We start from the raw sequence: 24,632 nt of genomic DNA on the forward strand, positions 1-24,632 counted from the left end.
TCAGCGCCGCGCGTACGCGCGAACCACCTCTTGGGTCACCGTGGTCGAGCCGTCGACGGCGGTGACCCGCAACGTGACCGGCTCGCTGCCGGCCGGCACCACCGCGGAGAAGCCCCTCTTGTCGCGACGGACCGCCAGCGGCTTCCAGTTCGCACCGTCGTCGTACGATGCCTCCGCCTGCAGCGTGGCGCGCGATCGCACTGCGCCGAGCTGGTCGGTCACCTGCAAGGAGACCGTGTGCTTCCGACGGGTCGCGTATCCCTCGTCGTCGGTCGGCACGTCGTAGACCACTTGCAGCAGCGGCAGCGTCACCGTCTCGCCCTCGTCCGGTCGGCCGGACCGGAAGGTCCACGCCGTCGACGTGCGGATGCCGTGCTGCCACTCCTCGTCGTCGCGGGAGACGTCGAGCTCGAGCCGATAGTCGGCCTCCTCGGCGACCACATCGAGGGCCTGCCGTGCATTCGGGAGCGACTCCACCAGCTCACCGTCACGGTAGAGCCGTGCGCTCGAGGCGGCACCGCCCACCTCCAAGTGGCCCGCGGCATCGACGAACTCGGGCACCTGCAACTGAAGCCGGTCACCGCTGCGGGTCGACGGCGAAGAGGCGACCGCGGCCGGGCGCACGACCGGATCGAACCAGCGCTCCTTCGAGTGCCCCGCCTCGTAGCTGCGCGCCGGTCCGGTCATGCCACCTGTGACCGTGCCCATCCAGTTCTCCCAGGTATGCAGCACCTGGTGCTGCCACACCGAGTCACCCGCCGAGATCCACTCGACCCGGCTCTCGCCGGTGGCGACCGTACGCTGCGCGTCGTTCCACGCGTAGGTCATCCACGGGCGCCAGCCGAAGCGCTGCTCGCGGGCGTAGGGCCGCCCGCCGCTCTCGACGTAGGTCGTGGTGACGCGGTGGCTGTTGGCCTTGGTCACCCGGTAGACGATCTCGTCGGGGATCGCGTCGGTCGAGACCTGGATGACGTCGTAGAGGTAGGGGCTCGTGCGGCTCGCCTCGAGCACCACCTGCTGCTTGCCCGGCCGCTGTGCGCGCCGGATCAGCGCCGCGCCGTCCTCGGCGGTGGTGACCATCGCCGGGATCGGACCGGGGTCGACGCCCGGCTGGAACACAGTGAAGAGGCTGTTGGTCGTGGGTCGGACCAGGATGATCGCCCGCGCACCCGCTGCTGCAGCTGCCTGCACCTGGGCGTCCTCGAGACCCTGGTCAGGGGCATCCACCACGACCGCTTTGCCGCGCACTCCCTTCAAGTCCGGTCCCGGTGCCACCAGCTCGAGGCGCGTTGCCCGGTCGAGCACCCCGGAATTCGGGAGCAGGCCGGCCTGGGGCTTCAGCTTCGTGCCCGGCACGGTGATCAGCGCGGAGGGCCGCACCAGCTGCCAACGGGAGGAGAACTCGAACTCGCCCTCACGAACAGGTTCGGTCGGGGTCACCCAGGGCATCGTCCGCTCGAACGACATGACGCCGTGCTGGATGTCGCGGCCGTTCGTGAGAAGCCGGTGGGTGTACCAGCTGATGATGCTCTGCTGCTCGGCCGGTTCCGGGGTCCGGATCTCGATCGGGCGTGTCTTGCGAGCGTCGAGCACCACCTCGACGTCGGAGGTCACCTGCACGTCGGGCAGAATCACCGTGCCGGTCCGCTCGGCTTGCGCGGTGTCGTTGCCCTCGATGATCGCCTGCACGATGTAGTCGCCCTCCTCGACCTCGACGGTGGCGACCTCGCCCTTGCCCAGATAGCCGAGGTACTCGGTGCCCGGGTGGTCACCGATCAACGAGAGGGACGGCACGAATGTATCGCCGCCGTCGAAGCCCACCGCACGGATGGTCACCGTGTGCCGCGGACCTCGCTTGATCGCACCGATGGCGGTGTGCACGAGTACGCCGTCAGCCGCGGTCGCGGTCAGCGCGCCGCTCCACCGTCCCCGGTCGAGGGCGGCCGGATCGATCGCCACGACCGCATCGGCGGAACCGTGCGCGGGAACGGTGACCCGCTCGGGTGCGGTGAACGCGCGGGTGCCGGAGCCGTCGTCGTCGAGGTTCTCGACCTCGATCGCGAGATCGAGGTCGACCGGCTCGTCACTCTCGTTGCGGTAGGTGACGGTGCGCTCACGCACCGCCTCCTCCACTGCGTCGCCCTGAAGCGCGAAGTCCGCGATCCCGGTGGCGGTCACCTCCTGGCTCACCGCACGAGCAATGTCGACCCGCCCTGCGCCCTGCTCGTAGACCCCGAGGTCGGGGTTGGGCTTCGCGGTGCTGACGAGCGCATCCTTGAGCCGCTCCCCCGACCAATCGGGGTGCTGCTGGGCGAGGAGGACGGCCGCACCCGCCACGTGCGGGGTCGCCATCGACGTGCCCGAGGACGCCGTGTAGAGCGCGTCGACCGGCGAGCCCATGGCAGTGCCGGCCGCCCGTGCTGCGACGATGCCCACACCCGGCGCACTGATCTCCGGCTTCAGCCCGCCGTCGCCCGTGCGTGGCCCGCGGCTGGAGAACTCCGCGAGCGACTCGTCCCGGTCGACCGCGGCGACCGACAGCGCAGCCGGCGCGGTGCTCGGGGTGGCGACCGCCTCGTCCTGACCGTCGTTGCCCGCCGCCACGACGAAGAGGGCTCCGGTTTCTTCCGAGAGTGCCTCCAGGGAGAGGCTGAGCGGGTCCGTCCCGTCTGAGGGGCCGCCGCCCAGGCTCATGTTGACGACCGCCGCACGCTCCGCCGCCCACTCCATGCCGGAGATGATCCAGGAGTCGTAGCCGTAGCCGTCGTCGCTGAGCACCTTGCCGACGATCAGGTCGGCGTCGGGCGCGACGCCCGGCCGGGTGCCTTCAGCGCCCGCGCCGGTGCCGGCGATGGTGGCCGCGACGTGGGTGCCATGGCCGAACAGGTCGGCGGTGCCGGTCGCGCTGTCGGTGAAGTCGACCGCCTCATCGACCTGCCCCGCGAGGTCGGGGTGCGACCCGTCGACCCCGGTGTCGAGCACCGCCACTCGGACGCCGGCGCCGCGGTAGCCGGCATCCCAGGCTTCGGGGGCGCCGATCTGCGGGACGCTCTGGTCCAGCGAGGTCGAGGCCCGACCGTCGAGCCACACGCGTTCGATGCCGCCGGCCATCTGCACGGAGCTCTCCTTCGCGGGTGCCTCCGCCACCGCACCACCGGTGATCGCCTGCCACACCTGTCCGAGGTCGTCGACCCCGGCCGAGAGCGCCGCGCCGTCGATGCTCGGCAGCACCCTGGTCTGCTCGGCGCCCGCGATGGTCATCGTCTCCGCCCGCATGCCCGGCGACCACGAGACGATGAGCGGCAGCGCCTCGAGATCGGCGTATCCTTCCTCGATCAGGGTGCTGACCTCGAAGAGGCTGTCGTCGATGACCCCTGAGGCGAGGAAAGGGATGGCGTCGCTCGGCAGCACCTGCATTTCGCCGTCCACCTCGATGGTCTGGAAAGTGACCCGTTCCCGTCCTGGACCCGGCGTGACCGTGGCCGCGCGCCGCCCGTCTGCGGCCTGAGCAACCTCGACCCGGTCGCCGGTCAGCAGCGTGATGCCGTGCGACTCGCCGAGCGCACCTGCCTCCTGCGTCGAGTCGGGCGGCTCCGCAGCGCCGGCGGCGGCCGGGGCGGTGAGGCCGACGACCACCGCGGTGACGGTGGCCAGAATGGCAAGAGCTCGGGCACGGGAGCTGTGAGGTGGACGCATACCGTGAAGTCTGGTGCGCCGCCGCCCTGCGCGGTGCTCGGCGGGGTGCCCAGAGTGCGACATGGCGCAACCGCGTCACCGTAGCTTCAGGCGAACGCCGAGCTCACGCGTGCGCTCCGGCAACTGGCGCGAATGCCACGCATCGAAAGATTCCTGCCACGAGCGGATGCCGCGGCGGAGCTGCAGCACGCATCGTCACGTGAGCGCAGCGAGACCCGGTGCGAGGGTCTCAACCGCACCCCGTTGGTCGAGTCGCGAGCTCAGCGAGCGTATCGAGACCCGGTGCGAGGGTCTCAACCGCACCCCGTTAGTCGAATCGCGAGCTCAGCGAGCGTATCGAGACCCGGTGCGAGGGTCTCGATACGCGTCCTCCTGTGTCGGGCGCTCCTCGACCAGCGGTGCTCGAGCGGTGCTTCGCCGATCAGGCGGCGGCAACGACTGCGAGCAGTGACGCGCCGTAGGCCTCGCGCTTCTTCGCGCCGATGCCGGTGATGCCGTCGAGCTCGGTGAGACTCTCGGGCCGGGCGACCGCGACCGCACGCAGGGTGGCGTCGCCGAAGACGATGTAGGCGGGCACGCCCTGCTCTTTCGCCTCCCCCGCGCGCCACGACCGGAGTTGCTCGAAGAGTTCGGCCTGCGCCGGCTCGAGGTCGGCGGCCGCCGGTGCCGCCTTGGGCCCGCGCGAGCGCGTCGCACGCTCGGGCTCGGTGCGCAGCTTCACGGCGCGCGTGCCCGAGAGCACCTCGGTCGCGGCATCGGTCACGTCGAGGGTGCCGTACTCGCCGTGCGTGGCGAGCAGGCCCTGGGCGAGCAGCTGACGGGTGACTCCGCGCCACTGCTGGTCGCTCAGATCTTGGCCGATGCTCCAGGTGGAGAGGGCATCGTGGCCGTACTGGCGCACTCGCGGAGTCTCTTTGCCGCGCAGGATGTCGATGAGGTGGCCGGCGCCGAACTTCTGTCGGCGCTCACGCTGCAGGCGCACGATGGTCGACATGAGCTTCTGCGCGGGAACTGTGCCGTCCCACGAGGCCGGCGGCTCGAGGCACGTGTCGCAATTGCCGCACGGTTCGCTCGGCTGGCCGAAGTAGCCGAGCAGGTTCTGCCGACGGCACTGCACGGTCTCGCAGAGGGCGAGCATCGCATCGAGATGCTGTGCGAGCCGGCGACGGTGCGCGAGATCGCCCGGGCTCTCGTCGATCATGCGGCGCTGCTGCACGACGTCTTGCAGGCCGTAGGCGAGCCACGCCGTGGCGGGGGCGCCGTCGCGGCCAGCGCGACCGGTCTCTTGATAATAGCCCTCGACCGATTTCGGCAGGTCGACGTGGGCGACGAAGCGCACGTCGGGCTTGTCGATGCCCATGCCGAACGCGATCGTCGCGACCACCACCACACCGTCTTCGCGCAGGAAGCGCTCTTGCGTTCTGCGACGAACCCCCGCGTCGAGACCCGCGTGATACGGCAGCGCATTCACGCCGTTCTCGGAGAGGAAGGCGGCGAGCTTCTCGGTGCTCGCCCGGGAGAGTGCGTAGACGATGCCGGCGACGGGGTTGCCTTCGGCGTCACGCCCCTCGGTACGGATGAAGTCGAGCAGCTGCTTTCGCACCTCGAGCTTCGAGTCGATGCGGTACTGGATGTTCGGCCGATCGAAACTCGAGACGAAGTGCTTCGCGCCGCCGAGGCTGAGCCGCTCGGTGATCTCGCGATGCGTTGCGTCGGTCGCCGTGGCGGTGAGGGCGATGCGGGGCACGTCGGGCCAGCGGTCGGCCAGCTCGGAGAGCGCGAGGTAGTCGGGCCGGAAGTCGTGCCCCCACTGCGCCACGCAATGGGCCTCGTCGATCGCGAAGAGTGCGATGGTGCCCTGTGCGAGGAATCGCTTCGTCTGCTCATTGCTCAGGCGCTCTGGCGCGACATAGAGCAGGTCGAGCTCACCCGCGAGGTAGGCGCGCTCGACCTCGGCGCGCTCGTGCGACTGCTGGCTCGAGTTGAGGTACGCCGCGCGCACGCCGTTGCGCATGAGCGCGTCGACCTGGTCGTGCATGAGCGCGATGAGCGGCGAGACGACGATGCCCGTGCCCTCGCGAAGGAGCGACGGGATCTGGTAGCAGAGGCTCTTGCCGCCGCCGGTCGGCATGAGCACGACCGCGTCACCGCCGCCCGCGAGCTGCTCGATGATCTCAGACTGCTCGCCGCGGAAGCTGTCGTAACCGAAAACGGTGTGGAGTGCCTCGGCAGCGGAGTCGAACCGGGCAGGTGCGGCCGCTGCCGGACGGCTGAGCACTGCGCTCCGCCGCGGGGCCGACGCCTGCGCCTGCGCCTGCGGGGTACCCGACGGCTCGAAGTCGGGTGGCGGACCGCCCCAATCGTCTTCTGGCGGTGCAAGCTCGTCGGGATCCCAGGGGACCTCCTCGGCCTGGTCGGGTTCGGCGTTCCAGCTCACCTGACGAGTGTAACGAGAGCGGCCGACCGGGTCGCCGCATTCGGGTGTGGGATGCCGCGGCGGCATCCGCCATCACCTGTGGAGGAAAACTCCGTCGGTACACGGAACGGGCGGGCGCAATTCGCCCGCCCGTTCACGTTCAGATCGCGGTCGACGAGTTCAACCCTCGACCCGAACCGCTACCAGACGATGATCGGTACCCGGAAGGAGTCCGAATCGCCGTACGAGCCCGAGCCGACGAAGTTCGCCTTCAGCAGGTGCAGCCCACGTGAGAGCTTCGGCAGCGGCACGTTGATCTTGCCCTTGCTCGAGCCGTCGAGCTCGACCGTCGCGATGACCTTCGACCCGTCGAGGATCTCGACCGTGCCGACTGGCTTGCTGCCGTCGAGCGCGAACACCTGACCGAGGTACCGCACCGGGGCGCCCGACCTCACGAGCAGACGGTTCGGAGCGCCGATCGTCACCGTGTCGACGTCGGCCGCGGGGACCTCGATCGTGATCGGCAACTCGACACTCGTGCCGGTGGCGGCGACCGACACCGTGAAGGCAGTCGCGCCCTCAAGCCCCTCGGGGATCGTCACCGCGAGCGACGCCCGCCCGATCTCGTCGAACTTCTCGAGCAGTGTGCGGTCGACCGCAGCGGTGCCGAGCACGGTGTCGCCGATCGACACCGACACCTCACCGGCCGCAACCTCGGTCGTGCTGAAGTCGAGCGAGCTCAAGTCGAGCTGCACCGACTCGCCAGCGACGTAGGCGGTGCCGTTCGCCGGCGCCGAGACGACGGCACCGACCGAACGCTGCGCGAGGTCGGGCGTCGCCGTGCCGTTGGCCGCGAACCACTCGACCGTCGAGGTGAGGTCGACCTTGCCCGTGTCGGAACGGTTGGTACCCGCTGCGAAGGTCGTGAAGCTGTCGCCACCGCCCGCGAGGAACGAGTTGGCGACGACACGATATGTGGCTGCGGGGTCGAGTGGCTCGCCGTTCAGCGTGACCGAGGTGACGTGCGAACCCGTGGGCGCTGTCGGGTCGTAGACGACCTCGACGCCAGCGTTGACGCCCAGCTTCAGGAGCGGCCGCGTGACACTCGTCTGCCACTGCTCCTCGAAGACCTGCTTCACTTGCGCACCCGTGAGGTCGAGCGTCACGAGCGTGTTGGCGAACGGCTGCACCGTCGCCGCCTCGCGATAGGTCACGTTGCCGTCGGGGTCTTCGGCACCACCCGAGGCGTACTTGAGGTCCGCGCGGATGCCGCCCGGATTCATGAAGGCGATGTCGGCCTGGCCGTCGACGTTCGCCGCCCAGAGGTGCACGTCAGCGACGAAGTTGCCGATCGTGGACTCGCCGCCGCGGTTCTCGACGAGCACCGGGTTGCCGTTCGCATCGAGCCCCGGCTGCTGTGCGCGGTTGAGGTCGCCGGTGATCTCGCCGACCTTCTGCTTGCCCAGCTCATCGGCGGCGGCCGTGGCTGCGGTGACGATGGCCGCGACCTCGGGTACCGGCTGGTACACCGAGACGTACGGTGACGTCGGCGTCTCACGCGTCATGAGGGGCTTCAGCTCGTTCGTGATCGAGAGCAGCTCCTTCGTGTTCGGGTCGACCTCGAGCTGCATGAGTCCGAACTGCTCGCCATACTGGCCGGCCGATACCACCGGACGACCGTCGACCGTGTGGTTGTACGGCAGGTGCGTGTGCGCAGACACGATCGCGGCGACCGAGTCATCGACGCCGGCGACGATCTGAGCGAACGGTGAACCGTCGGTGAGCGACGCGATATTCGTCGACGCTGCGCCCTCGTGCACGAGGAGGATGAGCACGTCGGCCTCGCCGTTGGCGGGGTCGCCGTCTTTCAGGTCGGCTGCCGCCGCGTTCACAGAGTCGACGACGCCGCGCACCTCGAGGTCTTGGATGCCCGCCGGGCTGACGAGCGTGTCGAGGTCTTCGGTCACCGCGCCGATGAAGCCGACGGTCACCCCCTCGAAGGTCTGCGTGTACGTCGGCGCGAGCGCCGTGTCATCCGTGCCCTTCAAGAAGACATTGGAGCTGATGTACTCCCAGTCGGCGCGCTGCTGCACGCGATCGCGGAGGTCCTCCCAGCCCTGGTCGAACTCGTGGTTGCCTGCGGCACTCACGTCGAGGCCTGCCGCGTTGAGCGCATCGATCGTCGGGTTGTCGTTCTGGATGAACGAGGTGAAGGTCGATGCGCCGATGAGGTCGCCGGCCGCGGCGAACACGGTGTTCGGGTTCGCGTCGCGCACCGTCTTCACGGCACCCGCGATCTCGGCGATGCCGGCGGAAGGAGCCGACTTCTCGATGCGACCGTGGAAGTCGTTGATCGTGACGACGGAGATGTCGACGACGTCTTCGAGCTCGGCCGTGTCGATGCCGATGAGGGTCGGGTCGTGGTCGCTCGACCGGTAGACCGAACCGTCGTCTGCCGCGGCGTCCGCGTACTCGCGTTCGCCCCACTCCGGCGCGTTGATCGCCCAGCGGCCGATGCCCGTGACCGCCTCGAGACCCTCGGCGTTGCCGAGCGCGTGGTCGAGCGAGCCGAGCTCGCCGTCGAAGGTGTAGGTGTACTCCCCCGGAGCGAGCGCGGGCAGCAGGTCGGTGTAGCCGGCCCCGGTCAGCACCTGGATCGGGTCCTCCTGCGCGTACGAGTTGAAGTCGCCGAGGAGGAAGACCTCACCCGCCTGCTCGGCGAGCTGGTCGGCGAGCGTGAGCAGCGAGGTCGCCTGCGCGACGCGGTCGGCATTGAAGTGCCCCTGGCCGTCGGCCGGCTCAGTGCCGCTGCCGCTCTTGGACTTGAAGTGGTTGGCGATCACCGCGAGGTCGGTACCATCGGCGAGCTCGAAGGCCTGACCGATCGGCTCGCGGGCATTGCCCCAGACCGTCTCGTCGACGACCGTCTGCGCTTCTCCCTTGGGCGTCACGACGTCGGATCGGTAGATGATCGCGCTCTGGATGACGTCGGTCGTCGCCGCTGTCAGGATCGCCGGCGTGGGAACGAAGTCCCAGACCTCGGAGCCCTCGGCTTCGTTGAGCGCGGCGACGAGGGTCGCGATGGCCTCATCGGCCACACCGTCGAGCTTCAGCGAGTTCTCGATCTCCTGCAGGGCGACGATCTCCGCGTCCATCGCGCTGATCGCCTCGACGATCTTCTCCTCTTGGAGCGCGAACGCCTCGGCGCTGGCTGCACCGCGCGCGTCAGGGTTCTGGCTCGTCAGGGTGGTGAAGTAGTTGAGCACGTTGAAGACGCCGATCTGCACGTCGCCGCCGACCTCGGGGGCTACGGTCGGGCGCTCGTTCAGGGTCTCGAACGTGGGCTTGACCGAGGCGTCGCTCGTGCTGTCGATCGGCGTCGTCGGCTGCAGGCGCCAGGCGTTGAACCCGTAGCTGAGCACGTACGGCGTCGCGGGCAGGATCGCCCGGTCGCCGTTGCGCACGATCGTGCCCTCGTTCAGGTACGGCTGGTCGTTCAGGTGCTCGGCCGCATCGGCGCGAGTGCTCCAGCCGTCGTCGAGCAGGAGCAGACGACCCCGGTTCGCGGCGGCGATCTCGGTGGCGGCGGGGCCGGCGTCGACCTGCTCTGTGCTCTTGACGGGAAGAGTGTCACCGGCGGCGAGCCAGAGCGAACCGAAGCTCGCGGCCTCGTGGCTGCTCGAGACGAGGTATGACCCGGTCGGCGCGACGAGCATGCTCTCGAGCGACTCGCGAGCGGTTCCGACGGTCGTGTCGGGCAGCGGGGTCGCGGCCGGGACGCCGACACCGGGCGTGACCACCTCGACACCTGCCGCGCTCGTCGTGATCTCGGTGAGTCCGAAGTACTCGCTGACCGTGCCCGTCACGCGGACGAGGTCGCCGACCTCGCCGACGGCGGGCATGCCGAAGATGAAGACGCCGTCGGAGGCGTCGGGCGCCTCGTCGGCGATGGGCGTCTGGATCGTCACGCCGTTGTAGCCGCCCGAACGGTGATCTGCGGTGATGACGCCTTCGACGATGACGGCGTCGCCGTCGAGCGGGCTCACGTCACCCGCGCCCTGCACCTCGCCGATCGTCGCCTCGGTCGCAACGGGAGGCTCGGTGTCGCCACCGGAACCCTGCGGCGTCACGGTCGCCGAGAAGGTGAAGTCGGCAGCGTTGTCGTCGGAGTCGGCGAAGTCGGTGCGCACGATGCTGCCGGGAGTCGAGTTCGAGCCCTGGTAGGCGGCCGGCGCGCCCTCAAAGTTGACCGAGGTGCCGTAGCCGACGTAGTCGACGACCTGGGCGTTGTCGACGATCGACCCGGTGCCGGGGTTGATCGCTCCGGCGACGTTCGCGAGGAAGAGCGAACCGGTGGTGCCGCTCGGGGCGATGGTGAACGCCACGTCGGTGGCAGGCAGTGCCGCGCCGGTCGTGCCGTTGCTGTTGAGGCCGATCAGGTAGTAGCTGTTCGCCGCGATCTCGCCGGTGAGCGCACCGACGCCGGTTGCTGGTCCGGTGTTCGTCGCCGGACGGTACTGCAGCGACCAGCCGGCGAGCGACACGGCGGAGTCGGTCGGGTTGTAGAGCTCCACGAACTTGTTCGTGAACGGCTGGTTCGCACTGCCGCCCCGCGCGTACACCTCGTTGATGACGACGCCGGAACCGTCGACGGCGGCGAGCGCCGGCGGTGCGCCGAGGAGGCCGACGACGAGGGCCCCGACAGATACGGCCGAGACGGCCGCGAGACGTTGGATGGTGCGGCGACGATGCATGACTCTCCCTGAACGGTCGGGTTCCCCGCGATGTCGCCGCGAACACGCGCAGACGCCGGGGGCCATTGCCCCGTAGCCTATGGGCGGCCCGTGACGCTGCCAAGGGGTCGGGGACCAATGACCGGCCTGATTTCACGCACTGTTCACGGATGCCGCACAGAAGAGCACGAGGCATCCGTTCTGCTGCTCGAATGAGCACGTCGGCGCCACTCGTTACGCTGTGACGACCATGCTCACGGCCGTCTTCTCGCTCACCGGGGCGCTCGTGTTCGGTGCAGCGGACTTTCTCGGCGGCCTCGCCGCGAAGCGCGTCAGCGCGGTGCTCGCCACCGCGGTGGCCGCGGTCACCGGGTTCGTCGCGCTCGCCGTCGCGTACCCGTTGCTGGGCGGCGCATGGAGCGCCGACGACGTGTTCTGGGGGGTGATCTCGGGCGTCAGCGGCGCCGTCGCAATCTCCCTGCTGTACGCATGTCTCGCGATCGGACCGATGTCGATCCTGTCGCCGCTCACAGCCGTGGTCTCGGCCGTCGTGCCGATGCTGTGGGGGCTCGTCACCGGCGAGCGACTCGCATCGCTCGGGTACTGGGCGCTCGGCCTCGCGCTCGTCGCGGTCGTGCTCGTCGGGTTCGTACCTGAGAAGGGCGCCGTGCGCCCGAGCCTGCGCGGCATCCTCATGGCAATCGGCTCGGGCGTCGCGATCGGCGGCTTCTACATCACGATCGACCAGACCTCCGACGAGAGCGGGGTCGTGCCGCTGCTCCTCAACCGCGGGGTCACCGCGGCGATCATGTTCACCGTCGTCGGCGGGCTCGCGCTGGTCGCGGTGGGGCGGCGGCGGGCGGCTCCCGCGACGGTTGCAACCTCGTCAGCAGGCGAGCGGATGCCGCAGCAGACGTCGATCGCCGCCGGAATCCGTCTCGCGATCGCCTGCGGAGTCGTCGACGTCATCGCGAACGGTCTGCTGCTCGCGGGCATCAGGGCGGGCGACCTCTCGGTCGCGGCCGTGCTCGGGGCGATGTACCCGGCGGGCACCATCCTGCTCGCGGCGATCGTGCTCAAGGAGCGCATCGCCCCCGTGCAGTGGGTCGGCCTCGTGCTCGCCCTCGCAGCCGCGGGCATGCTCGCGCTCGCGTGACCGGGACTGCGGGTTGAGCCTGCCGATCGCGCTCGCGTGACCGGGACTGTGGGTTGAGCCTGCCGAAACCCGGTGCCTGCACGGGGTTTCGACGAGCTCAACCCACAGGGTTTCGGCGCTCAACCCACAGGGTTTCGGCAAGCTCAACCCACAGGGTTTCGGCAAGCTCAATCCACAGGGTTTCGGCAAGCTCAACCCACAGGGTTTCGGCAAGCTCAACCCACGAGGTTTCGGCAAGCTCAACCCACAAGGGATTCGGCTTGCTCAACCCACAAGGTTTCGGCAAGCTCAACCCACAAGGGATTCGGCTTGCTCAACCCACAAGGTTTCGGCAGGCTCAACCCACAAACGCGGTCAGAGACGCACGACCTCGGTCACGCGCACGACGGCGGCGCCCTCCTCGGCGGAGGCATCGAGGTCGACCTCGGCCCGGATCCGCCAGTCGTGATCGCCGGCCGGGTCGTCGATCGTCTGCTCGACGCGCCACATTCCCTCTGCGGCATCCGACTCGTCGATCGCGACCAACCGCGGTGAGCGGGCAGCGGGCCCGACGCCGATCGAATCGTGTTCGTCGTAGTACCGGTCGAGCGCTTCGGGCCAGTCGACCTCGGCGTCGAGCTCGGCGAGGTCCTCATCGCGCTGGAGCGCGGCGAGCTGCACCCGGCGGAAGAGCTCGTTGCGCACGAGCACGGTGAACGCGCGCCGATTGGTCACCACCGAGGGTGGGGCCGGCGGTACGACCGCGGTCTCGTCCTCGGGCAGATGCGCCGAAGGGTCGATGAGCTCGTTCCACTCGTCGACGAGGCTCGAATCAACCTGGCGCACGAGCTCGCCGAGCCACTCGATGATGTCGAGCAGCTCTTCGTTCTTCGCCTCGGTCGGGACGGTCTGGCGAATCGCCCTGAACGCGTCGGAGAGGTAGCGCAGCACGAGTCCCTCACTGCGCGCGAGCTGATAATAGCCGACGTATTCCCCGAACGACATGCTGCGCTCGAACATGTCGCGCACGACGGACTTCGGCGAGAGCTCGAAGTCGCGCACCCACGGCTGGCTCGACGCGAAGACCTCGAACGACTGCGCGAGCAGCTCGTCGAGCGGCTTCGGCCAGGTGACCTGTTCGACGAGCTCCATGCGCTCGTCGTACTCGATGCCCTCTTGCTTCATGCGGCCGATGGCTTCGCCGCGAGCCTTGAACTGCTGCTGCGAGAGGATCGGGCGCGGGTCGTCGAGTGTCGATTCGATGACGCTCACGACGTCGAGCGCGTAGTGACCCGTGCCGACGCCGCTCTCAGCGGTGGCGTCGGGGTCGAGCAGCTCGATCGCGGCGAGCGCGAACGGGGACAGCGGCTGGTTGAGCGCGAAGTTCGGTTGCAGGTCGACGGTGAGGCGCACGATCGGCATGCTCACGCCGTCGGCCGCGGGCAGCAGTTCGACGACGCCCGCGTCGCGCAGCGTGCGGAAGATCTCGAGCGCACGCCGGGCGAGTTCGAACTGCCGAGCGCGCGGTTCGTGGTTGTCGAACACGAGCGAGCGGATGTCGCCGATCACGTCTCCCCCGCGCCCGATGACGTTGATCAGCATCGCTGCGGTGAGCTTCAGCTGCGGCACGAGCGGCTCGGGCTCGGCGGCGACGAGCCGGTTGAACGAGGCCTCGCCCCAGGTGATCTGGCCGGCCGGCGCCTTCTTGCGCACGATCTTCTTGAGCTTCTTCGGATCGTCGCCCGCCTTGCGGACGGCGGCGTCGTTCTCGATCTCGTGCTCGGGTGCGAGCACCACGACGGTTCCCGCGGTGTCGTAGCCGGCCCGACCGGCCCGCCCCGCGATCTGGTGGAATTCGCGCGCGGTCAGCTGCCGCATCCGCTGCCCGTCGAATTTCACGAGCGCGGTGATGAGCACCGTGCGAATCGGCACGTTGATACCCACACCGAGGGTGTCGGTGCCGCAGATGACCCGCAGCAACCCACGCTGGGCGAGCGTCTCGACGAGCCGGCGGTAGCGCGGCAGCATGCCTGCGTGGTGCACCCCGATGCCCGAGCGCACGAGCCGGGAGAGCGTCTTTCCGAACGCCGTGTTGAAGCGGAACCCGCCGAGCGCATCGGCGATCTCGTCGCGCTGCTCGCGCGTGATGACGCGGATCGAGGAGAGCGCTTGCGCCCGCTCCATCGCGGCAGCCTGCGAGAAGTGCACGACGTAGACGGGCGCCTGCCGCGTCTCGATGAGCTCTTCGACCGTCTCCTGCACGGGCGTCTTCGCGTACGAGAAGTGCAGCGGCACCGGCCGGTCGACGCCGGTGACGAGTGCGGTCTCGCGCCCGGTGCGGCGCTTCAGGTCGGCGGCGATGCCGGTGACGTCGCCGAGCGTCGCCGACATGAGCACGAACTGGGCCCGGTGCAGGGTGAGCAGCGGCACCTGCCACGCCCAGCCGCGATCGGGGTCGCCGTAGTAATGGAATTCGTCCATCACGACCTGGTCGACGTCGGCGTCGGGTCCGTGACGCAGGGCGAGGTTCGCGAGGATCTCGGCGGTGCAGCAGATGATCGGGGCATCCGGGTTCACCGAGCTGTCGCCCGTGACCATGCCCACGTTCGCCGCTCCGAAGATCTCGGCGAGCTGGAAGAACTTCTCGCTGACGAGTGCCTTGATCGGCGCCGTGTAGTAGCTGCGAGCACCCTGAGCGATGGATGCCGCGTGGGCGGCCACCGCGACGAGCGACTTGCCGGTGCCCGTGGGCGTGGAGAGGATGACGTTCGCGCCCGAGACGATCTCGATGATCGCTTCGTCTTGGGCCGGGTACAGCGAGAGGCCGCGCCCCTCGGCCCAGCGGACGAAGACGTCGTACATCGCGTCGGCGTCGTACGGGCTCGGGGCCAGCTCGGTCAGGGTCGGGGTCACCCGTCGAGTCTGTCACGCGGCTGGAGGCGCGCCGCCGCGGCTCGGGTTACACCCCGGGGGCGAAGTCGAGCTGCAGGCGGTCGAGCGCCCCGCGCACTGCGGGCTCCAGATTCGCGGACGTCTCGAAAGCCGCGGACGCCTCGGCCGCAGAGATCACGACGGCGGGCCCGGTCGACGACGACCACTCGACGGTGCCGTGCTCGAAGCATCCGCGCTGCAGCCCCGTCTCGTGATCGAGCTCGACGTCGCGCACGGGCAGCCCGAGCGGCGAACGCTCCCAGCCGAGCAGCGCCCAGATGTCGCGCACCATGCCGTACACGATCGCGGGTCCGTGCACGGGGGTCCAGTAGATGGAGCCGCCCTCGAAGTGGGCGAACCCGCCGGCGATGCGGCCGCCGAGCTCCGACGCGGCGAGGGGCTGCTCGTCGGTCGTCGGGAAGCCGAGCAACGAGGTCTCTGCGCCCGTCGCGTGCCAGTGCTCGGCGATGAGCCCGTGCACCTCGTGCGCGCCGGTGCGCTCCGACCAGTAGACGGCACCGCGCTCGTATTCGCGACGGTACATCTCGCCTGCCCCGATGCGCGTGTGCGGTGCAGTGGCATCACCGAGCCACGAGTGCTCGGCGCGCTTCATGCTGATCGCCGGCACCGCGAGCAGCAACTGGTTGGCTGGGTCGTAGCGCACCGCAGTGCGGAAGTCGCTCCAGCTCAGAGCACGGTCGAGGTGCGTTGAGCGGAGCTCGGTACGGGCCGCGCGGGCGGGCCCGTGGCCGTGACGTGCGAGCCGCGTCATCCGTTCAGTCATCGCCCGATCTCTTCTCTGCCGTGTGCGCCATTTCGCCGCCGGAAACGGGGGAAGCCGGCCTGCACCTCGTGTTGAAACTCGGTACTGACCGGCTATCCGATCTCCACTCCGCGGTGACAGTTCCCCCTGCGGTCCACGGGGTGGTGATCGGTTTCCAAGATACGAAGGGCTTGGATGCAGCGGATCAGGGTTATCCCTGAACTTCGAATCGCCTCTCAGCTGCCGGCGGCGGGTGCGGCGGCGTTGGTGGCGCTCGTCGAGCCCTGCGCCGCACGGGCGAGCAGCACGACCGTCTGCATGATCGCCGCGCGCCGGGCAGCCCGACGCCGGGCGCCGGGGTCACCGACGAGCAGTTCGTCGACTTGCCCGAGCACCGGCCAGGCGTTGACGAGTGTCACGATCGTGAGCAGCAGCTCGGCGGCCTGGTGACGGTCGGTGCCGGGCAGCAGCTCTTGGAATCGGTCCACCTTGACGCCGTGGTGCTCGACCCGTGCGGCGTCCGCCGCGGCGTTCTCGCCCCGCTCCAGGCCCTCCCAGAAGATGAGACGCGGAATTCGCCCCTCGGCGACGTGGTGATCGAAGAGGCGGCCCGCGTAGTCACCCGCAGCCTCGGGTCCCTCGCCGGTCATCGGCACGGCGTCCATCGTGGCGCGCAACTGCGTCGTGAGCACGGTCGCGAAGAGCTCGTCTTTCTTGCCGAAGTACTGGTAGATGCGCTCTTTGTTGACCCCGGCGGATGCCGCGATGCGATCCATGCGCGCACCGGCGAGCCCGTGCTCACTGAACTCGGCGGTCGCCGCTTCGAGCAGGAGCCGTTTCGTTCGCTCGGTATCCCAGGCCATGTGGCCAGTCTAGCCATTTCCAACTGAATAGTTGCACAACTCATCGAGGCGTGGTTCAATTGCAACCATTCAGTTGGAGAATCATCGAGGAGCAGACATGAACAGCACCGCCTCCACCCCCGTCATCACCACAGCGACACCGTCAGCCGTGCCGGCCGGTGCACCCGGCGCACCCCCGTCGGTGCACGTGCGCACCGTCATCACCTGGCTCGCGATCTTCCCGCTCGTCGCGATCGGCATGATGCTGATCGGGCCATGGTCGGAGTCATGGCACCCCGTGCTCCGCGCCTTCGCACTCACCGTCGTGGTCGTGCCGCTCGCCGTTTACGTCGTGGTACCGAGGCTGATCGGCGCCTACGCCGCGCTTCGCCGCCGCCGCGCGACCCGTCAGGGCTGACACTGACCACGACCTCCTCGACAGCACAGGCGACACGGGGCGGGTCGAGCCGCTAGCGTTCGCTCAGACGAACTCGCCCGAGGAGAATCCATGCGGATCGCACCCAGCCCCACGCCAGAGCCACCCGCCCCCGACGAGTCGCCCGCAGCGCCTCCTCCCGCCTCACCCGGCGACGGCGCGGGAGGTGCGAACGAGCGCGACTCGACCGACCGCGAGCGCTCGGGCGGGGCGAGCAGCGGCGACTCCGCGCCGGCCGGCACCAGCACCGTCGATGCCGGCACCTTCGATCGTGCCCTCGTCGTCGTGCACGGCATGGGCAACGCATACCGCAGCCAGATTCTGCTCGAGTGGGCCGAACCACTGCTCGGTCGCATGGACTGGCTCGCCCGCGACCGCGTGATCGGCGGCGACGAGCGGCACGGCGTCGAGATCCACGAGTCGGACCTCTCGGGCGAGGTGCCGATGGTCACGGCGACCGTGCGCTACCCGGGCCCGCGGGCGCAGGCCAGCGGCGAACCATCCGACCCCGACGACGACGTGCTGCTGAAAGTCGCGATCCTCGAAGCGCGCTGGTCGGAATCGTTCGTGCCGATGAGCCGTGGGCAGGTGTTCCAGTGGGCCGTCGTGTTCATGTGGCGCACCATCTGGCGAGTGCTCGACCTGTTCCTCGGCACGATGGTGCTCGTGCCGTGGTACACGCTCGTGCGGCACCTGATGAAGTCGCCCGATGAACCTCGCGAACTGCCGCGGGCCGTCGACCTCGTCATCGACTCCATCCGGCTCGTCGTCTGCACCATCGCCTTCGTCGTGACCTGGGTCTTCCTCGTGCTGCTCGCGGCCGTGCTCACGCCGATCCTCCCGCTCATCAGCCCGCTGCTCATCATTCCGTGGTTCAAGGACCTCGCACAGGGCGCCATCGACGGCGTCATCGAGTCGATCGGCGACGTCGCGGCGTGGAAGGAGAAGCCGCTGCGCGCCTCCGCCATGCGCCTCGTCGTGCGCAACGCCCTGGCACGGGCGAAAGAGCTCGTCGGCGACGGCGACGTGCACCTCTTCGCACACTCGCAGGGCGCGGCCGTGGCGACGTTCACTCTCTTCGAGGAGCTCGAGCCGAGCGACTACAACGTCAGGCGTCTCACCACGGTCGGAGCGGCGGTCGTGCTGCTCGGCCGCGAGAGATGGCTCGGCCGGTCCGACGAGTACCGGCCCGTCGCGAAGTGGATCGAGCGTAACGACGGCGTCGACGACGAGAAGAAGAAGGTGCAGTGGGCGAACCACTGGGCGATCTGGGACCCGTTCTCGGCCGGCCCGATCGCCGACACTGCACCCGGTCGTCGTGAGCGCTGGCGCAATGCGTACTTCCCCGGCGCCGCGACCGCGATGGGGCCCGAGGAGCACGCCGTGCACAATACGAGCCAGCCGTTTCTCGATCACTCCGCCTACTTCGAGAACACCATCCAGGTGGTCGAGCCGACAGCGCGGCACCTGCTGGGCTCCGAGTTCCCCGCCGCGCCCGCTTCGGCCGCCTATGTCGAGAACCGGCTGTCGGTGATCGACAAGAAGTCGCTCGGCATCAACATGCTCGCCTCCGTCGTGATCGCCGCGATCCTGCCCGGACTGCCCGGGGTCTACGCCGCCTTCGCGACGGTCGCGAGCTGGGTCGCCGGAGCGATCGGCTTCATGATCGGCGTGTTCCCCGGCGGGCAGGACGTCGCGGAGGCGGTGCCCGCCGCGATCGCCTCCGCCTCGTTCTTCACGGATCCGGCCGGACTCAACCTGTGGAGTTGGCTCGTCGCATCGGGGCTCACCCTCGCGGTGCTCATCTGGCTGAACCAGTTGCTCGCCGGCGCGACACGCCGCTCGCGCGAATGGGACCGCTGCCCGATCGAGCCGCGCCACTGGCTGAGGCTCAGCTCGATTCCGCGGTTCTTCTACGTTCTGGGCGCGTTCGTCTGCATCTGGTTCGCGATCTTCGCGTGGAGCAAGCCGCCGCTCGGGTGGATGGTCGTCGACACCGTGATCCTCATCATCGTCGCGGTGTTCGTCTTCGTGGAGCCGCTCTACGCGCCGGTTCCGGTCGTGGTCGCCGCTCGCACCGATGACACGGCGGCGGGCGACCCGACGATCCTGTCGAACACTCGGCCGATGAAGCTCCGCGATGCGGTGCGCACCGAGGAGTTCACGCGCGACCTCGCGCGACGCCGCGAGCTGCTCGACCCGCAGGGCTGGCGCGCGCAGCTCTGGGCGCGCTGGTTCCACCACTGGAGCGCGCCCACGACGCCGCCCGCACAGGTCGAGTAGCGGGGGCCTGCGAGCGTATCGAGACGTTGCCCGTTCAGGTCTCGATACGCGTCCTCCTTCGTCGGGCGCTACTCGACCAGCAGAGTGGATACGCGTCCTCCTTCGTCGGGCGCTACTCGACCAGCAGAGTCGATACGCTCCTTCGTCGGGCGCTACTCGACCAACGTCATCGACGGATCGTCGGCCTGAGCACGCCCGCGGGGTCGCCGCCCGTCACGAGCTCGACGAGCGCCTCGACCAGCCGGAACGGCACGAGCGCCACCAGTTGCACGAGCGCGAACGGCCCCAGCCAGCCGAGCGAGAAGGTCAGCACGAGCACCACGCCGCCGAGCCTGCCCCACGCGAGCGCGGCGAGCGCGACCACGACGAGCAGCACGAGCCACACGGGGTTCCAGAACGCGGCGACGGATGCCCCGGCCACGACGATGCCGCCGAGCACCGCCTGCACGAGCAGCACAAGGCCGGCGGCACCGCCGAACTCCCGCTCCCGATCCGCGGAGATCCACGCCCACATGATCCAGGCGCGCAGCAGCGGCACCCCCTGCTCGCGGAGCGCGGTGCGGAAGACCCGGTCGTCTTCCCGGCGCTGCCGTAGGGCCGCACGCCGGTCGCCGAGCTCTGCTGCGATGACCGATCTGGCGTCGTGCAGCAGCGCCGGCGCCGATTGGCGACCGTAGCTCGCGATGAGCCCCCAGAGCGGCGTCGGCACCGAGGCGAGGTCCGAGTCGGCTGATGCGGCCGCAGCACCGTCACCGGCCGGGGCATCCTGAACCGGAACCTCGTAGCGCCCACCGCCGACCGGATCGACGTACACGAACGGCGCACGCACCTGGAAGCGGTGCCCGTCGGCGGGTCGCTGGGCGAGCAGCAACTCGTCGAGGGGCCGGTCGTCGGCAGTGAGGAATGGCATCGCGGTCTCCTTCGCTTCTGCCCATCCTGCCCCGACCCACCCGTGCCGAGGGCCTCAACCGAGCAGGAGCGCCACGATGATGAGCACCGGAACCGACCCGACCGTGGTGAGGAACACCGTGTCGCGGGCGACGACCTCGGCTGTGTCGTACCGCTGTGCGAAGTTGAACACGTTCTGGGCCGTCGGCAGCGCCGCGAGCACGGTCACCGCGTACAGCTCGATGCCGTCGAGCCCGAAGACGAACGCGCCGACCACCCAGGCCACGACAGGCATGGCGATGAGCTTCAGCGCCGTGGCGAGCAGCACCTCGCGGCGACCGCTGCCCGACTCGAACAATCGCTGCCCGTGCAGTGAGAGTCCGTACGCGATCAACATGAGCGGCACTGCCGCGTGGCCGATGAGCTCGATCGGCTCGAGCACGATCGGCGGCAGTTCGAGGCCCGAGACCGAGACGAGCACTCCGGCGAGGGAGCCGACGATGATCGGGTTCGTGAGCGTCGTGCGCACGATCGCCAAGGCCGAGGTGTGGCCGTGCACGCGCGCACCGAGGACGGCGAGGGCCACCGGCGCAAACAACAGCAACTGCAGCAGCACGACCGGCGCCGAGTACGCGGCGTCGCCGAGCATGTACACGGCGATCGGGATGCCGAAGTTGTTGCCGTTCACGTATCCCGCTGCGAGCGACCCGATGACGGTGCGCTCGAGGCTGCGCCGCCACAGCAGCATCGCGACGAGGGCGAACACGACCATCATGGCGACCGCGGCGATCGCGGAGACCGGCAGCAGAGCCGAGAAGAGGGCGCCCACGTCTGCGGTCGCGAGCACGGAGAAGAGCAGGAACGGCGCCAGCACGTTGAAGTTCAGCCGGGCCAGAATCGGCTTCGCCTCTGGGCCGAGCACACCAGTGCGTCCCGCGATCCAGCCGACGAACACGGCGAACGCGATGACGGCGAAGCCGGTGAAGATCGCGATCATGCGTAGCGCCCGCGCTCGTCGGGTGGGTGCGGGGCGCTCATCGCGTTCGACGTTACTCCGTCGCGGTCCTTCCGCATTCCGCAGGCTTCGACCTAGGCTCGAAGCGCACGCCGAGTCGACGGGGGAAGACATGGTCGAAGCACGAGAGCAACCACAGCCGCACGAGCACGAGCACGAGCACGAACCGTCGGGCGGGCGCCGGCTCGCGGCATCCGTGCCCCTCGAGACCGTCGACGCGTGGTGGCGCGCGGCGAACTACCTGAGCGTCGGACAGATCTACCTGATGGCGAACCCGCTGCTCGCCCGGCCGCTCGAGCCCGGCGACATCAAGCCCCGGCTGCTCGGCCACTGGGGCACCTCCCCCGGCCTCAACCTCGTCTACGCGCACCTCAACCGAGCGATCGTCGAGCGCGGCACGCCCACCATCTATGTGTGCGGGCCGGGGCACGGTGGCCCGGCGATGGTTGCGAACACGTGGCTCGACGGCACGTACTCGGAGCTGTTCCCGGCCGTGAGCGCCGACGCCGAGGGCATGCACCGACTCTTCCGCCAGTTCTCGTTCCCGGGCGGAATCCCGTCGCATGCTGCACCCGAAACGCCCGGCTCGATCAACGAGGGCGGTGAGCTCGGCTACTCGCTCATGCACGCGTACGGCGCAGCGCTCGACAACCCGGGGCTCGTGGTCGCGTGCGTCATCGGCGACGGCGAGGCCGAGACCGGGCCGCTCGCGGCGAGTTGGCGCGGCCACTCCTTCCTGAACCCGGTGACGGATGGCGCGGTGCTGCCGATCCTGCACCTGAACGGCTTCAAGATCGCGAATCCGACGCTGCTGGCGCGCATCCCCGAGGCCGAGCTCGTCGACTTCTTCCGCGGCAACGGCTACGAACCGCTCCTCGTCACCGGCGGGTTCGACGGCGAGGACCCGATGGCCGTGCACGGCCGCATGGCCGACGCGATCGACGTCGCGTACGCGCGCATCGCCGGCATTCGAGCGGATGCCGCGGCGGGCGCGTTCGCCGAGACCGCACCGCGCTGGCCGGCGATCGTGCTGCGCACTCCCAAGGGATGGACCGGCCCCGGCATCGTCGACGGCGTGCAGGTCGAGGGCACGTTCCACGCCCACCAGGTGCCGCTCTCAGGCGTCCGCGAGAATCCAGAGCACCTCGCGATGCTCGAACAGTGGCTGCGCTCCTACCGACCAGAAGAGCTCTTCGACGATGAGGGCCGCCCGGTCGCCGAGCTCGACGCCGTGCGCCCAGACGGGGTGCTGCGCATGAGCGCGAACACGAGTGCCCACGTGAACGGCGGCATCGCGGCTCCGCTCGACCTGCCGGCGCTCGAACCGCTCGTGATCGAGGTGACACCCGGCGAGCGCGGCACCTCCGGCGAGGCGACGAAGCTCTTCGGCGCCTGGCTCGCCGAGGTGATGCGGGCGAACCCCGCCGACTTCCGTCTCTTCGGCCCCGACGAAGTGGCCTCGAACCGGCTCGGAGCCGTGTTCGAGGTCACCGACCGGGTGTGGGCCGAGGCGCTGCATCCGCTCGACGAACACCTCGCCCGCTCGGGCCGCGTGATCGAAGCGCTCAGCGAGCACCTCATGCAGGGCCTGCTCGAGGGGTACCTGCTGACCGGGCGACACGGGCTCATCACGAGCTACGAGGCGTTCATCCACATCGTCGACTCGATGTTCAACCAGCACGCGAAGTGGCTCGAGTCGGCCAAGCAAGTGCCATGGCGCGGGGATGTCGCGAGCCTCACCTACCTGCTCTCCTCGCACGTCTGGCGGCAGGACCACAACGGCTTCTCGCATCAGGACCCGGGCTTCCTGAACGTCGTCGTCAACAAGCAGGCCGACATCGTGCGCGTGTACCTGCCGCCCGACGCCAACACCCTGCTCGAGGTGATGCGGCACGCCTTCGACACGCAGAACCGCGTCAACGTCGTCGTCGCCGGCAAGCAGCCGCAGCCGCAGTGGCTCGGGCCCGCCGAGGCGCGAGCGCACGTCGAGGCGGGGCTCGGCGTGTGGGAGTGGGCGGGCAACGAGCCCGGTTTCGAGCGAGCGGATGCCGCGGCATCCGTGCCCGACGTCGTCATCGCGTGTGCCGGCGACGTGCCGACGACCGAGGCGATCGCGGCGGCGCAATTGCTGCGCGAGCGACTGCCCGAGCTGCGGGTGCGGCTCGTGAACGTCGTCGACCTGATGCGGCTGCAGGGCCCGTCGCATCACCCGCACGGACTGCCCGACCTGGCGTTCGACGCGATCTTCACGCGATCGGCGCCCGTGATCTTCGCCTTCCACGGGTACCCGTCGCTCATCCACCAACTCGCCTACCGGCGCACGAATCACGCGAACCTGCACGTGCGGGGCTTCATCGAGCGGGGCACCACGACGACGCCGTTCGACATGCTGCACCTCAACGACCTCGACCGGTACCGGCTCGCACTCGACGTGCTCAACCGCGTGCCCGGGCTCGCTGGGCGGCCCGGTGTCGCCGAGGTCGCCGACGAGTGGCACGCAGCGCGGGCGGCCGCCCGCGAGCACGCGTACGAGCACGGGGAGGATCCCGCGTGGATCACCGGCTGGCGCTTCGCCGTCACTCCGGGCGCCGTCACTCCGGGCGCCGTCACTCCGGGGTAGTCGCGGTCGGCCCGCGACGACGATGGGCGCCCGGTTCCCCGGACGCCCATCGGTTCGACCTCGGTCGTTACGCTGCGCAACCCCATACGTACGTGCCGTTGTACGCCACGGGGTACATGGGCTTGCCGGTGCACGGCCCGCAGTCCTCGTCTCGCGGCGCGGCGGGCAGACCCGGGTAGAACTCGGCGGTGTACGGGTCGGCGGCAGCGGCTTGGCCGCCCCCGGCCGACTCTCCGGAACTCGATGCCGCCGCGGCATCCGAGTCGCCCGACCATGAACCTGAATCATCGGCGACCTGCTCGGCCGCGACTCGTGCGGCTTCTGCAGCTTGCGCAGCTGCCGCCTCGGCGGCGAGCTGCGCGGCGACCGCTTCACGGTGAGCGGCGAGGGCCGTCGAAACCGCGCTCTGCTCTGCGCGCAGCGCGCCGGTCGCCGCGGTGACCGCGGCGGCTGACCCGCCGGTACCGACCTCGGCGATGACGCCGTCGCGCAGTGACACGAGCGTGGCGACGCCCGCGGCGCCGAGCTCGGCACCCGCTTCGCCGATGAGACCCTGCACACCGGCGACGGCACCGGTGGCCAGACTCGACGCCGCGGCATCCCTGAGCCCGTTGATGTCCACGCCCGCAGCGCCGATGCCGACGCGGTCGCCGACTTGGGCGACGGCGAGCTCCTGGGCTCGCGTGAGGTCGGCAGCCGCCTGCGCGCTCTGCGCCTGGCTGGCGACTCCGAGCGTGACCACGATCAGACCCGCGAACGCGAGTCCGAGCATCCGGTTCACCCGGCTGCGGCTCGAACCGGTCCTCGGGTGGAGCGCCGCCGCCCCGCCGTGGCCGAACGCCGTGACTCTTTGAGTATTCATTCGATGCCTTCC

At 69.6% G+C, this 24,632-nt stretch carries 14 protein-coding genes; 4 read left to right on the plus strand and 10 right to left on the minus strand.

Annotation, left to right across the window (positions count from 1 at the left end; genetic code table 11):
- The 3 genes from AC1C2T_RS00295 to AC1C2T_RS00305 form a co-directional block, all read right to left on the minus strand.
- Entirely contained in the window at window positions 1-3,696 is a 3,696-nt protein-coding gene (locus tag AC1C2T_RS00295) for a S8 family peptidase (protein ID WP_495383819.1), read from the minus strand.
- Window positions 3,697-4,117: 421 nt separating this feature from the next.
- Entirely contained in the window at window positions 4,118-6,199 is a 2,082-nt protein-coding gene (recQ, locus tag AC1C2T_RS00300; protein WP_495383820.1) for a DNA helicase RecQ, read from the minus strand.
- Between the two features lie 113 nt (window positions 6,200-6,312).
- A complete protein-coding gene (locus AC1C2T_RS00305; protein WP_495383821.1) occupies window positions 6,313-10,866 on the minus strand; it encodes an ExeM/NucH family extracellular endonuclease in 4,554 nt (1,517 codons plus the stop codon).
- A gap of 229 nt (window positions 10,867-11,095) precedes the next feature.
- On the opposite strand from AC1C2T_RS00305, the gene AC1C2T_RS00310 reads away from it, so the two are divergent.
- Window positions 11,096-12,001: an EamA family transporter gene (locus AC1C2T_RS00310; RefSeq protein ID WP_495383822.1), complete on the plus strand. Its 906-nt coding sequence runs from the start codon at window positions 11,096-11,098 to the stop codon at window positions 11,999-12,001.
- A gap of 97 nt (window positions 12,002-12,098) precedes the next feature.
- On the opposite strand, the gene AC1C2T_RS00315 is transcribed toward AC1C2T_RS00310, so the two are convergent.
- From AC1C2T_RS00315 to AC1C2T_RS00330, 4 genes are all read right to left on the minus strand, one after another.
- Entirely contained in the window at window positions 12,099-12,269 is a 171-nt protein-coding gene (locus tag AC1C2T_RS00315) for a hypothetical protein (protein WP_495383823.1), read from the minus strand.
- Between the two features lie 86 nt (window positions 12,270-12,355).
- Window positions 12,356-14,842: a DEAD/DEAH box helicase gene (locus AC1C2T_RS00320; RefSeq protein ID WP_495385371.1), complete on the minus strand. Its 2,487-nt coding sequence runs from the start codon at window positions 14,840-14,842 to the stop codon at window positions 12,356-12,358.
- Between the two features lie 97 nt (window positions 14,843-14,939).
- Window positions 14,940-15,695 carry an LGFP repeat-containing protein gene (locus AC1C2T_RS00325; RefSeq protein WP_495363352.1) on the minus strand — a complete coding sequence of 252 codons (756 nt, stop codon included), beginning with the start codon at window positions 15,693-15,695 and terminating at the stop codon, window positions 14,940-14,942.
- Between the two features lie 215 nt (window positions 15,696-15,910).
- Entirely contained in the window at window positions 15,911-16,537 is a 627-nt protein-coding gene (locus AC1C2T_RS00330; protein WP_495363353.1) for a TetR/AcrR family transcriptional regulator, read from the minus strand.
- Window positions 16,538-16,634: 97 nt separating this feature from the next.
- Between AC1C2T_RS00330 and AC1C2T_RS00335 the strand changes: the two genes are divergently transcribed.
- Together AC1C2T_RS00335 and AC1C2T_RS00340 are read left to right on the plus strand one after the other, a co-directional pair.
- Complete coding sequence (locus AC1C2T_RS00335) at window positions 16,635-16,934, plus strand: hypothetical protein (RefSeq protein WP_495363354.1); 300 nt, start codon at window positions 16,635-16,637, stop codon at window positions 16,932-16,934.
- Between the two features lie 90 nt (window positions 16,935-17,024).
- Entirely contained in the window at window positions 17,025-19,235 is a 2,211-nt protein-coding gene (locus AC1C2T_RS00340) for a hypothetical protein (RefSeq protein WP_495383824.1), read from the plus strand.
- A 166-nt stretch (window positions 19,236-19,401) separates the two neighbouring features.
- On the opposite strand, the gene AC1C2T_RS00345 is transcribed toward AC1C2T_RS00340, so the two are convergent.
- Both AC1C2T_RS00345 and AC1C2T_RS00350 read right to left on the minus strand, forming a co-directional pair.
- Entirely contained in the window at window positions 19,402-20,145 is a 744-nt protein-coding gene (locus AC1C2T_RS00345) for a DUF1353 domain-containing protein (RefSeq protein ID WP_495383825.1), read from the minus strand.
- A 54-nt stretch (window positions 20,146-20,199) separates the two neighbouring features.
- Window positions 20,200-21,120, minus strand: coding sequence for an AEC family transporter (locus tag AC1C2T_RS00350; RefSeq protein ID WP_495383826.1), 921 nt, complete (start codon window positions 21,118-21,120; stop codon window positions 20,200-20,202).
- Window positions 21,121-21,250: 130 nt separating this feature from the next.
- On the opposite strand from AC1C2T_RS00350, the gene AC1C2T_RS00355 reads away from it, so the two are divergent.
- Window positions 21,251-23,758, plus strand: coding sequence for a phosphoketolase family protein (locus AC1C2T_RS00355; protein ID WP_495383827.1), 2,508 nt, complete (start codon window positions 21,251-21,253; stop codon window positions 23,756-23,758).
- Window positions 23,759-23,825: 67 nt separating this feature from the next.
- Here AC1C2T_RS00355 and AC1C2T_RS00360 read toward each other — a convergent pair whose 3' ends face one another.
- On the minus strand, window positions 23,826-24,620 hold the full coding sequence (locus tag AC1C2T_RS00360) for a hypothetical protein (protein ID WP_495383828.1): 795 nt from the start codon (window positions 24,618-24,620) through the stop codon (window positions 23,826-23,828).
- Window positions 24,621-24,632 lie beyond the last annotated feature (12 nt).

The sequence above is a fragment of the Agromyces sp. Y558 genome (assembly GCF_059445415.1).